General features: G+C 67.1%; 12 protein-coding genes. 8 read left to right on the top strand and 4 right to left on the bottom strand.

The genetic code is table 11. The features are described 5' to 3' along the window. Positions 1 to 11: 11 nt before the first annotated feature. The 3 genes from ppsA (at position 12) to ACV22W_RS22105 (ending at position 4,033) form a co-directional block, all read left to right on the top strand. Positions 12 to 2,411 (top strand): phosphoenolpyruvate synthase, encoded by a 2,400-nt coding sequence (gene ppsA / locus ACV22W_RS22115; protein ID WP_448021741.1) that lies wholly within the window; start codon positions 12 to 14, stop codon positions 2,409 to 2,411. Between the two features lie 218 nt (positions 2,412 to 2,629). Continuing rightward, a complete protein-coding gene (locus ACV22W_RS22110) occupies positions 2,630 to 3,064 on the top strand; it encodes an NfeD family protein (RefSeq protein WP_448021739.1) in 435 nt (144 codons plus the stop codon). A 33-nt stretch (positions 3,065 to 3,097) separates the two neighbouring features. Continuing rightward, positions 3,098 to 4,033 (top strand): SPFH domain-containing protein, encoded by a 936-nt coding sequence (locus ACV22W_RS22105; RefSeq protein ID WP_448021738.1) that lies wholly within the window; start codon positions 3,098 to 3,100, stop codon positions 4,031 to 4,033. A gap of 225 nt (positions 4,034 to 4,258) precedes the next feature. Here the strand turns inward: ACV22W_RS22105 and smpB are convergent, their stop codons facing one another. Continuing rightward, a complete protein-coding gene (smpB, locus tag ACV22W_RS22100; protein ID WP_050012888.1) occupies positions 4,259 to 4,705 on the bottom strand; it encodes an SsrA-binding protein SmpB in 447 nt (148 codons plus the stop codon). A gap of 98 nt (positions 4,706 to 4,803) precedes the next feature. Here smpB and ACV22W_RS22095 point away from each other — a divergent pair, with 98 nt between their 5' ends. Beyond that, positions 4,804 to 5,241, top strand: coding sequence for a type II toxin-antitoxin system RatA family toxin (locus ACV22W_RS22095; RefSeq protein WP_059529356.1), 438 nt, complete (start codon positions 4,804 to 4,806; stop codon positions 5,239 to 5,241). A gap of 4 nt (positions 5,242 to 5,245) precedes the next feature. Next, positions 5,246 to 5,569, top strand: coding sequence for an RnfH family protein (locus tag ACV22W_RS22090; RefSeq protein ID WP_448021736.1), 324 nt, complete (start codon positions 5,246 to 5,248; stop codon positions 5,567 to 5,569). A 64-nt stretch (positions 5,570 to 5,633) separates the two neighbouring features. Here ACV22W_RS22090 and ACV22W_RS22085 read toward each other — a convergent pair whose 3' ends face one another. The 3 genes from ACV22W_RS22085 to ACV22W_RS22075 all read right to left on the bottom strand — a co-directional run bounded on the left by ACV22W_RS22085 (position 5,634) and on the right by ACV22W_RS22075 (position 8,715). After that, positions 5,634 to 6,599: a DMT family transporter gene (locus ACV22W_RS22085; protein ID WP_448021734.1), complete on the bottom strand. Its 966-nt coding sequence runs from the start codon at positions 6,597 to 6,599 to the stop codon at positions 5,634 to 5,636. A 181-nt stretch (positions 6,600 to 6,780) separates the two neighbouring features. Then, a complete protein-coding gene (locus tag ACV22W_RS22080) occupies positions 6,781 to 7,464 on the bottom strand; it encodes a Vgb family protein (RefSeq protein ID WP_448021732.1) in 684 nt (227 codons plus the stop codon). Between the two features lie 30 nt (positions 7,465 to 7,494). Then, complete coding sequence (locus ACV22W_RS22075) at positions 7,495 to 8,715, bottom strand: helix-turn-helix domain-containing protein (RefSeq protein ID WP_448021731.1); 1,221 nt, start codon at positions 8,713 to 8,715, stop codon at positions 7,495 to 7,497. Positions 8,716 to 8,828: 113 nt separating this feature from the next. Here ACV22W_RS22075 and ACV22W_RS22070 point away from each other — a divergent pair, with 113 nt between their 5' ends. The 3 genes from ACV22W_RS22070 to guaB all read left to right on the top strand — a co-directional run bounded on the left by ACV22W_RS22070 (position 8,829) and on the right by guaB (position 12,188). Next, on the top strand, positions 8,829 to 9,593 hold the full coding sequence (locus tag ACV22W_RS22070) for a DUF899 domain-containing protein (protein WP_448021729.1): 765 nt from the start codon (positions 8,829 to 8,831) through the stop codon (positions 9,591 to 9,593). A 30-nt stretch (positions 9,594 to 9,623) separates the two neighbouring features. Next, complete coding sequence (locus ACV22W_RS22065) at positions 9,624 to 10,451, top strand: copper chaperone (protein WP_448021728.1); 828 nt, start codon at positions 9,624 to 9,626, stop codon at positions 10,449 to 10,451. 276 nt (positions 10,452 to 10,727) lie between these two features. Further along, entirely contained in the window at positions 10,728 to 12,188 is a 1,461-nt protein-coding gene (guaB, locus tag ACV22W_RS22060; protein ID WP_059464274.1) for an IMP dehydrogenase, read from the top strand. Positions 12,189 to 12,194: the final 6 nt, after the last annotated feature.

Here is a 12,194-nt window from a genome sequence, read left to right as displayed (position 1 = left end):
TAGGGGCTTGTATGACTAACGCAGCAAACGTCGCAAAGGACCAGGCGTATGTAATCCCGTTCGAGCAGTTGCGGATGACCGATGTGGAGATCGTGGGCGGCAAGAATGCGTCGCTCGGCGAGATGATCAGCCAGCTTTCCGAAGCAGGCGTTCGCGTACCCACCGGTTTCGCCACGACCGCGCTCGCATTCCGTGATTTCCTCAAGCACAACGATCTGACCGATCGCATCGCCAAGCGTCTCGAGTCGCTCGACATCGACGACGTGAAGGCGCTCGCCGAAGCCGGTGCCGAAATCCGCAAGTGGATCGTCGATGCACCGCTGCAGGCACGTCTCGAGCAGGAAATCCGCGCACAGTTCGAAATCCTGAAGAACGGCTCGCCGGGCGAGCTGTCGTTCGCCGTGCGTTCGTCCGCGACCGCGGAAGACCTGCCCGACGCGTCGTTCGCCGGCCAGCAGGAGTCGTACCTGAACGTCGTCGGCATCGACGACGTGCTCGATCGCATGAAGCACGTGTTCGCGTCGCTGTACAACGACCGCGCGATCTCGTACCGCGTGCACAAGGGCTTCACGCACGCGGAAGTCGCGCTGTCGGCCGGCGTGCAGCGCATGGTCCGCTCGGACGTCGGCGCGGCCGGCGTGATGTTCACTATCGACACCGAATCGGGCTTCAAGGACGCCGTGTTCATCACGTCGAGCTATGGCCTGGGCGAAACCGTCGTGCAGGGTGCCGTGAACCCGGACGAGTTCTACGTGTTCAAGACGACGCTCGCGCAGGACAAGTACCCGATCATCCGCCGCTCGATCGGCTCGAAGCTGATCAAGATGGAATTCACGCAGCCGGGCGAGCCGGGCCGCGTGAAGACGGTCGACGTGCCGCACGAGCAGCGCAACCGCTACTCGATCACCGACGAAGACGTGATCGAGCTGGCGAAGTACGCGGTCATCATCGAGAAGCACTACCAGCGTCCGATGGACATCGAGTGGGGCAAGGACGGCCGCGACGGCAAGATCTTCATCCTGCAGGCGCGTCCCGAAACGGTGAAGAGCCAGGCGACCGGCAAGGCCGAGCAGCGCTTCAAGCTGAAGGGCCAGTCTCAGGTGTTGGCGACGGGTCGTGCGATCGGCCAGAAGATCGGCGCGGGCCCCGTGCGCGTGATCCAGGATCCGTCGGAAATGGAACGCGTGCAGCCGGGCGACGTGCTGGTGGCGGACATGACCGACCCGAACTGGGAGCCGGTGATGAAGCGTGCGGCGGCGATCGTCACGAACCGTGGCGGCCGAACCTGCCACGCGGCGATCATCGCGCGTGAGCTGGGCGTGCCGGCAGTCGTCGGCTGCGGCGACGCGACCGACGTGTTGAAGGACGGCGCGCTCGTCACGGTTTCGTGCGCGGAAGGCGACGAAGGCAAGATCTACGACGGGCTGCTCGAGACGGAAGTCACGGAAGTGCAGCGCGGCGAACTGCCGGAAATCCCGGTCAAGATCATGATGAACGTCGGCAACCCTCAGCTCGCGTTCGACTTCTCGCAACTGCCGAACGGTGGTGTTGGCCTCGCACGTCTCGAGTTCATCATCAACAACAACATCGGCGTGCACCCGAAGGCGATCCTCGAGTACCCGAACATCGACCAGGATCTGAAGAAGGCGGTCGAGAGCGTCGCGCGCGGTCACGCGTCGCCGCGCCAGTTCTACGTCGACAAGCTGACGGAAGGCGTCGCGACGATCGCCGCGGCGTTCTATCCGAAGCCCGTGATCGTGCGTCTGTCCGACTTCAAGTCGAACGAGTACAAGAAGCTGATCGGCGGTTCGCGCTACGAGCCGGACGAGGAAAACCCGATGCTGGGCTTCCGCGGCGCGTCGCGCTACATCGCCGAAGACTTCGCGCAGGCGTTCGAGATGGAGTGCCGTGCACTGAAGCGCGTGCGCGACGAGATGGGCCTGACCAACGTCGAGATCATGGTGCCGTTCGTGCGGACCGTGAAGCAGGCGGAGCGCGTCGTCGGCCTGCTCGAGAAGTTCGGCCTGAAGCGTGGCGAGAACGGCCTGCGCCTCGTGATGATGTGTGAAGTTCCGACCAACGCGATCCTCGCCGAAGAGTTCCTCGAGCACTTCGACGGTTTCTCGATCGGTTCGAACGACCTCACGCAGCTCACGCTCGGCCTCGACCGCGACTCGGGCATGGAGCTGCTGGCCGTCGACTTCGACGAACGCGATCCGGCCGTCAAGTTCCTGCTCAAGCGGGCGATCGATACCTGCCGCAAGATGGGCAAGTACGTCGGCATCTGCGGTCAGGGCCCGTCCGATCACCCGGACTTCGCACAATGGCTGACCGACGAAGGCATCGTGTCAATCTCGCTGAACCCGGACACGATCATCGATACGTGGCAGGCGCTCGCCAACCGGAAGTAACGGTCGGTAATGGCCGTTCGGCGCAAGCGCGGTACCGCCGCGCTTGCGTTGAAGGCAAAATGCAAGGTTCGTGTTATAAACACCCCGGTAAGCGCCGGGGTGTTTTTGTTTGTCGGTACGTAACGGGGTGACCCGGCCGACCCGGGCGTGCCGGCCGCGTTCGCTTGCGGCAGCGAAGAATATAGTGAGCGTACGGGACCGTTTTTCTGGAGACCACAATGATGTCGGGGCATCTGTTCTGGTGGGTCGCGGTGGGCGTGCTGGTCGTGGCAGAGTTGCTCACGGGCACGTTCTACCTGCTGATGATTGCGCTCGGCTTTCTCGCGGGCGGATTGCTGCAACTGGCCGGTTTCGCGCCGCACGTGCAGTTCGGCGTGGCCGCTGCGGTCGCGATCATCGCGATGATCGTGCTGCGCCGCTCGGGGCTCGGGCGCAAGCAGAAGCGCGACACGTCGACGAATCCCGACGTCAATCTCGATATCGGCTCGACCGTCACGGTCGACGCGTGGCATGACGGCCGCGCGCGCGTGCAATATCGCGGCGCCGACTGGGACGTCGAGCTCGCGCACGGCGAGCGCGACGATGTGCGCGTGTATCAGGTGCGCGCCGTGCGCGGCAATTGTCTCGTGGTCGTAGCGAAACCCGCTGGCTGATCGTCCGCTGATACAACAAGGAGAGAACATTTCATGGATTCGCTGATCATCTGGGTCGTCCTGCTCGTCATCGCCATCGTGATCGTGTCGAAGACGGTGAAGATCGTGCCGCAGCAGCACGCGTGGGTGCTCGAACGCTTCGGGCGCTATCACGCGACGCTGTCGCCCGGTCTCAATATCGTGCTGCCGTTCGTCGACCGGATCGCCTACCGGCACGTGCTGAAGGAAATTCCGCTCGACGTGCCGAGCCAGGTCTGCATCACGCGCGACAACACGCAGTTGCAGGTCGACGGCGTGCTGTACTTCCAGGTGACCGATCCGATGAAGGCGTCGTACGGATCGAGCAACTTCGTGCTCGCGATCACGCAGCTCGCGCAGACGACACTACGGTCGGTGGTCGGCAAGCTCGAGCTCGACAAGACCTTCGAGGAACGCGACTTCATCAACCACAATATCGTGTCGGCGCTCGACCAGGCTGCCGCGAACTGGGGCGTGAAAGTGCTGCGTTACGAGATCAAGGACCTGACGCCGCCGAAGGAAATCCTGCACGCGATGCAGGCACAGATCACCGCCGAGCGGGAAAAGCGCGCGCTGATCGCCGCATCCGAAGGCCGCAAGCAGGAGCAGATCAACCTCGCGTCGGGCGCGCGCGAGGCGGCAATCCAGAAGTCGGAAGGCGAGCGGCAGGCCGCGATCAACCAGGCGCAGGGCGAGGCGGCCGCGATTCTCGCGGTGGCCGAGGCGAACGCGCAGGCCATCCAGAAGATCGCGAACGCGATCCAGTCGCAGGGCGGGATGGATGCCGTGAACCTGAAGGTTGCCGAGCAGTACGTCGGTGCATTCTCGAACCTCGCGAAACAGGGCAATACGCTGATCGTGCCGGCGAACCTGTCGGATCTCGGCACCGCGATTGCATCGGCGCTGACGATCGTCAAGAACGCGGCGCCGGCCGCGAGCGGAAAGGGCTGAGCGCACACGCGGCTCGGTGAGCCGTCCGGCCGATGCGTGCGGCCTGCATGCGGCGAATCGTCACGCCACGGCATCGCGGTCCTGCTCGCATGACGATAAGCGGCGCACGGTTTCATCAGGAACCATGAGCGGCTGCGCGATCGGCGCAACTATGCATCATGGTTCACAAAAGCACACGGCCCGCTTCGAGCGGGCCGTGTCGTTTGCGATGCGGGATGTTGTGCGTCAGGTACCGGCGCGCATGATGCGGGCCTTTTCGCGCTCCCAGTCGCGTTTCTTTTCGGTTTCGCGCTTGTCGTGCAGCTTCTTGCCCTTCGCGAGCGCGATGTCGCATTTCACGCGACCGCCCTTGTAGTGGAAGTTCAGCGGCACGAGCGTGTAGCCGCGTTGCTCGACCTTGCCGATCAGTTTCTTGATTTCGTCGCGATGCAGCAGCAGCTTGCGCGTGCGGACCGGATCGGGCTTGATGTGCGTCGAGGCTTCGGGCAGCGGGCTGATGTGGGTGCCGATCAGGAAGATCTCGGCGTTCTTGACCACGACGTAGCCTTCCTTGATCTGGCCGCGCCCGGCGCGCAGCGCCTTGACTTCCCAGCCCTCGAGCACGAGCCCCGCCTCGTAGCGTTCCTCGATGTGATAATCGAAGTGCGCTTTCCTGTTGTCGATGATGCTCATGAAAGGATCGGGCCAACTCGTTTAAAATCACGATTTTAGCAAAGCGGGGCGGGAATCGCCCGCCTTGCGTTCTTACCTCGAGCGATGCCGCGCGATTTATGGCAGATGTCCAAAAAACAGTATTGATCCGTCATTCGGCGGAACAGATGTTCGACCTCGTCACCGACGTGGCCGATTACCCCAATTTCCTGCCCTGGTGCGGCGGCGTCGAGATTCGCCGTCAGGACGACAGCGGGATGGAAGCGCGCATCGACATCAACTTCAAGGGCATCAAGCAGCACTTCGCGACGCGCAACACGCAGCAGCGCCCGACGCGGATCGACATGGAGTTCGCGGACGGCCCGTTCCGGAAGTTCACGGGTTCGTGGCGCTTCATCCCGCTGCGCTCCGACGCATGCAAGATCGAATTTGCGCTGCACTACGAGTTCTCGAGCATCCTGCTCGAGAAGATCATCGGGCCGGTGTTCAGCCATATCGCGAACACGTTCGTCGATTCGTTCGTCAAGCGCGCCGACCAGCGCTACGGGAAGGGGTGACGCGATGCTGTCGATCGAAGTCTGTTACGCGCTGCCGGATCGCCAGACGCTGATTTCGGTGTCGCTGCCCGAAGGCGCGACCGTGCGCGCGGCGATCGATGCGAGCGGCGTGCTCGCGCTGCACCCGGAAATCGACCTCGCGCACGCAAAAACCGGCGTGTTCGGCAAGCTCGCGCCGCTCGACGCGCCGCTCGCCGATCATGATCGTGTCGAGATCTACCGCCCGTTGATCGTCGATCCGAAGCTCGCGCGCCAGCGGCGCGTCGACAAGACCCGCCGCGAGGGCTCCATCGAGGGCCGCAAATGGATGCACAAGGACGCGCGCTGACGCGTCGCGCCAGCATCGCTCGATTTCCTTCTGTCCCGATTCGTCAGACGAGGCTCGCACGCGCTCAGTGGGCCGTGATATTCGCGTTCGCGGCCGTGCGGCCAGGCGTGTCGCCGTGCCGGCGCACCGACCCGTACACGCCCGCCAGCAGCAGCGCGAGCGCCGCGATTTCGAGCTCGCGCGGCATCCGGTGGTCGTAGACGAATGCGTAGAGCATCGCGAACACGGTCTCGAACACGATCAACTGGCCGGACAGCGTGAGCGGCAGCCGCTTCGATGCCGCGTTCCACAGTCCGTTGCCGAGCCACGACGCGCCGATCGCGAGCGCGAGGTTCAGCAGCCAGAACAGTTGCCAGCGCGATGCCGGGACTGCCGCCTGGGCCGTGCCGGCCGGCAGCGCAAGGATCGCGAGCCAGCAGAGGCCGCCGATCAGGCCCGTCACGACACCCCACAGCACCGACCATTCGTTGCCGCCGAAATGATGGTGGCGCTGCAGATAACGCGTGTTCGCGACCGCGTACCAGGTCCAGCTCGCGAGCGCGCCGGTTGCGCACGCGATGCCGGCGAGCTTCTGGCCGAGCGTCGTCGCATGCGCGGCTTCCGATGTGAAGAGGTCGACGTTGATGCAGACGATGCCGGCGATCACCAGCGCGAGCGGGGCGACGAGGCGCCGCAGCGGCATCGCGCCCTGGTCGCCGAGGCCGGCGAGCGTGACGGTCACGGGCAACACGCCGACGATCAGCGAGCTGGGCGCGATGCCGATCAGGTGCACGGCGCCGGACAGCAGCATGTAGTACGCGACGTTGCCGATCAGCGCGAGCTTCGCGAGCGTGACGAGATCCTCGCGGGTCAGCCGCACGAGCAGCGAACGGGCGGCCGGCAGCGCCGCCGCCAGCGACACGAGGCCGTACATCGCGTAGCGGCCCGCGCTCAGCAGCAGCGGCGAGAAGTCGGTCATCAGCCGCGGCACGAGAAAGACCATCCCCCACAACGCGCCCGCGAGGACGCCATACACCACACCGCGCTGCATCGACTGCTCCGAACGAATGACTGACGAGCGCGCATCTTAACGACGGCGGCGCGACAGCGTCTTGTTCATTCCTGCACTCCAGAGCGGACGCGGTTCGGAATCGGCCGGGAGCGCCATCGCGATTCGTGCTGGCGTTGACCGGGGATGGCGGCGGGCCGGGCGGCCCGTCGATGATCGGCGATCAGCGCTCGATCGGCTCGGATGCCGCCGCACCGTCGCCCTCCGCGCGTGCTCGCGCAGGGCGCCGCACGGCGCGCAGCTTGCCGCTATTGCCGCCGCCGCAGTAGAAGAGGTCGCGACCGTCGGATTCCAGCCCCGACACGCCGACACCGGGTGGCATGTCGACCTGTTCGAGCACCTGGCCGGTGCGCGGGTCGATCCGCCGCAGCGCGCTTTCGTCCGCTTCCCAGGTGCCGTGCCACAACTCGCCGTCGACCCACGTCACGCCGGTGACGAAGCGGTTCGACTCGATCGTGCGCAGCACGGCGCCCGATTGCGGATCCACCTGATGAATCTTGCGCTCGCGGTACTGGCCGACCCACAGCGTACCTTCGGCCCACGCGAGCCCCGAATCCGCGCCACCGCCGGGCGCGGGGATCGTCGCGAGCACGCGGCCCGAATCGGGATCGATCTTCTCGATGCGGTCCTCGACGATCTGGAACAGATGACGCCCGTCGAACGCGGTGCCTGCGTGCGCGGCGACGTCGAGTGCGCGCACGGTCGCGCCGCGTTCCGGGTCGAGCGCGTTCAGCTTGTCGCCGGACGCGAACCAGACGCGCTGGCCGTCGAACGTGACGCCGTGCACGCCGTCGACGCCCGGAAACGGGCCGTATTCGCGGAGGATGTCTGCGGTGGAGCGTTTCATGTCTGTCACCTCGTCGTTGGTGTGCCCATCCTAGTCGCCCGGCAGCGGTGCGGGGAGTAACAAGGTCGTCGCGAATCCGGGCGGCGGCGGTGTCATCCAGCGGCGCGCGCGCCCGCGGCCGAGCGCCTGCACCTTGTCCGCTTCGGCGAGCGCGTCGAGCGCGCGCTGCACGGTGCGCTGGCTCGTGCCGAGCGCGAGCGCGAGCCCGGAGCTCGACCATGCTTCGCCGTCCGCGAGCAGCGCGAGCACGGCTGCATGGCGATCGTCGACCGGACGTGCGAGCACGACGGTCTCGCGGGGGCCGAGCGGCTCGAGGGCGAAGCCGCGAGGCGTCGCGCTGACGTTGGCGAGCGGGCGCAGCATCGCACGCAAGCGACCGATCTCGACGCGCAGGCGTGCGCGATGCGATTCGTCCGCGTGTTTCGCACGAAACGCCGCGGCGACGAGCGCGTTTCTCGACACGTCGCCGGGCCACGCCTCGCCCAGCGCGCGGGCGAGCACGAACAGCACCGGGCGGCGCGCGAGCGACACGGTCGTGCGTGCGTCGCGTACGGCGTGGCGGCATGCATCCACGACCAGCGTGTTCGATTCCAGCAGCGCCTCGACCTCGTCGAGCAGCACGAGCCGCGACGCACCGCGCGCGATGAGCCGCGCGGCCGGCGTATCGAGCATGCGCGCGGCCGTTTCGACTTCGGCCGTCAGCGCGGCGATGCCGGCGTTCTGTGCGGCCGCGCGGGCACGGGCGAGTGCCGTGCGCGCGAAGTGCGGGCGGATGCGGCGCATCGCGATGCCGGCCGCGATCAGTTCGTGGGCCGCGCGCGATGCGGCGGGCAGCGGTGCGGGATCGAGGTTCGCGAGCTGCCGTTCGGCATCGTCGACGTGCCCGATCAGCAGCAGCCGGCGCACGCCGAGATAGCGCGCATGCGCTGCGTTCGCGCGGTCGCCGTGTGCGTCGAGTGTCGCGCAGGCGGCTTCGAGCGCGCGCGACGGCCAGCCGAGGTCGCGGGACGCCAGCGCGATTTCGGCTTCCGCGACGACGCAGCGCGCCCGCGCGAGCGCTTCCTTCGCGCCGAACGCGCGTGCCGCGCCGCGCACGAGCGCCCGCGCGCGCTCGAAATCGCCGAGCTGCGCCATCGCGATTCCGCGCAACGCGAGCGCCGGCGCGTCGTTGCGCAGTGCGACGCGGTTCAGCGCGCCGAGCGGGTCGCCCGCCGCGAGCGCCCGCGCGGCGGCCGTGATCAGCGAATCCATCCGAATCCCGACACAGTTGTCACTCCCTCCGGTCCGATGCCCGGCCCTAATCTAGCACCACGCACACGGCGGAGGCGCCGTGCCCGGATATCCATCGAAAGGAGGAACCTGCAATGACGAACCATCTCACCGGAACGCGCGCCGAATGGCTGACTGCGCGCCGCGCGCTGCTCGATGCGGAAAAGGCGTTGACGCGGCAAAGCGACGAACTCGCGCGGCGGCGCCAGGCGCTGCCGTGGGTGCGCATCGACAAGGCCTACCGGTTCGACACCGAGGACGGCCCGGCAACGCTCGACGACCTGTTCGGCGGCCGTTCGCAACTGCTCGTCTATCACTTCATGTTCGGTCCCGACTACAAGGCCGGCTGCCCGTCGTGCTCGGCCCTCGCCGACGGTTTCGACGGTTTTGCGGTCCACCTCGCGAACCACGACGTGACGCTCGCGGCGGTGTCGCGCGCGCCGCTCGCGAAGCTGCTCGCGTACCGGCAGCGGATGGGCTGGCACTTTCCGTGGGCGTCGTCCGACGGCGGCGAGTTCAATTTCGACTTCAACGTGTCGTTCACCGAAACGCAGCAACGCACCGGCGACGTCGAATACAACTATGCGCGGGCCGGTCACGCGATGGATATGGAGCCGCCGCCGGCGGCCGTCGCCCAGTTCGCGGCGACCTGCGGCACCGACGCCGCCACGTACGCCCGCGACCGGCCGGGGATGAGCGCGTTCGTACGCGAGGATGGCGTTGTTTACCACACGTATTCGACGTACGCACGCGGGCTCGACGGACTGTGGGGGATGTACCAGTGGCTCGATCGCGCACCGCTCGGGCGCAACGAGTCGGGCGTGTGGTGGCGCCGCCATGACGAGTACGCGCGAGGTTGAGCGCGGGTCGGGGCGCGGCGGGAGCGGGCGATGAGCGCCACGACGAAACCGGCTGCGACCGGCGCTGCTGGCGGTGGCCCGTGGGCATTCGGCGCCGCGCTCGTCGCGGTATTCGGCACCGCCATCTGGGCGACGCTCGCGCAGCACGCATCGATGGGCGCGATGGGCGGCATGCCGATGGCGGGTGGCTGGACGCTGTCGGCCGGATGGCTCGGGCCGTGCGGATGGCAGGCCGGGCGCGCGTTCGCCGCATTCGCAGGCATGTGGGGCGCGATGACGGTGACGATGATGCTGCCGATGCTGGCGCCGGTGCTCTGGCGATACCGGCGGAGTCTCGTGCCGTTGGGCGAGGCGCGCGCGGCGTGGTTGGTCGTGGTCGCGGGCGCCGGGTATTTCTCCGTGTGGATGGCGACGGGCGCGCTGGTGTTTCCTGGCGGCAACGCATTGGCGGCGGTCGCCGCGCGGTTGCCCGCGCTCGCCGCGGCGATGCCGCTCGCCGCCGGCGCGGTCGTGCTCGGCGCGGGCGTGCTGCAGCTGTCCGGCTGGAAGGCACGCCGTCTCGCTTGCTGCCGGCATGCACCGGACGACGCATGTGCGGGGTGGGCGGGAGGCGGGGCCGCGGTTGCTTGGTGGTACGGCGTGCGCACCGCGCTACGTTGCGGCGCCTGCTGCGGGAACCTGATGGCCGTTGCCTTGGCCGCCGGCATGATGGATCTGCGCGTGATGGCCGTCATGACCGTGGCGATCGCCGCCGAGCGGCTGGCGCCGGGCGGCGAACGCGTCGCGCGGATCGTCGGCGGCGTCGCGATCGGCACCGGCGTGGCGATGATTGCGTGTGCCGCGGCCGGGCTGGTCTAGCGGCGCTCGTGGCCGCCCGGATGTGCCGGGCGGGATTGCCCGAGGCCCCGCCGGCGGGGCCGGCGCCGTGCGGCCACGACGTGCGATCGGCCGGATTCCGGCGGGCTGCGCGAATGGGTCGATGCGGGGGTGAAACGAAAGGCGATCGAAAACGAACCGAACGGCGATCCGAACGATTCGGCCCCCGAACGCTTGAAAACGCCTAACCCGTTGTTCGTGTTGTGAAAATTCGCAGCGCTTCGCGTATAATTCGCTTTTGCGCCCATAGGATTTGCCATGCGTCTGATCCAAAAAGCACTCACTTTCGATGATGTGCTCCTCGTTCCCGCCTTCTCCGACGTTCTCCCGCGCGACACCAGCCTGAAAACCAAGCTGACCCGCAACATCTCCCTGAACATGCCGCTCGTGTCCGCCGCGATGGACACGGTCACCGAAGGTCGCCTCGCGATCGCGATGGCGCAGCAGGGTGGTGTGGGTATCGTCCACAAGAACCTCACGCCGGCCGAGCAGGCTCGCGAGGTCGCGAAGGTCAAGCGTTTCGAATCGGGTGTCGTGCGCGACCCGATCACGGTTCCGCCGCAGATGAAGGTGCGCGACGTGATCGCGCTGTCGCGTCAGCATGGCATCTCGGGCTTCCCGGTCGTGGAAGGCCCGCAACTCGTCGGCATCGTCACGAACCGCGACCTGCGTTTCGAATCGCGCCTCGACGAACCGGTCAAGTCGATCATGACGCCGCGCGAGCGCCTCGTCACGGTCAAGGAAGGCACGCCGCTCGCCGAAGCGAAGGCGCTGATGCACAGCCACCGCCTCGAGCGCGTGCTGGTCGTCAACGACGCATTCGAACTGCGCGGCCTGATGACCGTCAAGGACATCACCAAGCAGACCGAACACCCGGATGCGTGCAAGGACGAACACGGCAAGCTGCGCGCAGGCGCGGCGGTCGGCGTCGGTCCGGACAACGAAGAGCGCGTCGAGCTGCTGGTGCAGGCCGGCGTCGACGTGATCGTCGTCGATACCGCGCACGGCCACAGCAAGGGCGTGCTCGAGCGCGTGCGCTGGGTCAAGCAGAACTTCCCGCACGTCGAGGTGATCGGCGGCAACATCGCGACGGCAGCCGCCGCGAAGGCGCTCGTCGAATACGGCGCGGACGCGGTCAAGGTCGGCATCGGCCCGGGCTCGATCTGCACGACGCGGATCGTCGCGGGCGTCGGCGTGCCGCAGATCAGCGCGATCGCGAACGTCGCGGAAGCGCTGAAGGGCACCGGCGTGCCGTGCATCGCCGACGGCGGCGTGCGTTTCTCGGGCGACGTGTCGAAGGCCCTCGCGGCCGGCGCGAACGCGGTGATGATGGGCAGCATGTTCGCGGGCACCGAAGAGGCGCCGGGCGACGTGTTCCTGTACCAGGGCCGCCAGTACAAGTCGTACCGCGGCATGGGTTCGGTCGGCGCGATGAAGGACGGCGCGGCAGACCGCTACTTCCAGGACAACTCGGCGAATATCGACAAGCTCGTGCCGGAAGGCATCGAAGGCCGCGTCGCGTACAAGGGTTCGGTCAACGCGATCCTGTTCCAGCTGGTCGGCGGCGTGCGCGCGAGCATGGGCTACTGCGGCTGCCGCACGATCGACGAGCTGCACGACAAGGCCGAATTCGTCCAGATCACCGCGGCGGGCATGCGCGAGTCGCACGTGCATGACGTGCAGATCACGAAGGAAGCACCGAACTACCACGTGGACTGATCGCCG

It is taken from the genome of Burkholderia sp. AW49-1, assembly GCF_053427845.1.
Note: the sequence above shows the minus strand (reverse complement) of the source record. Positions and strands in the feature narration are given on the sequence as shown.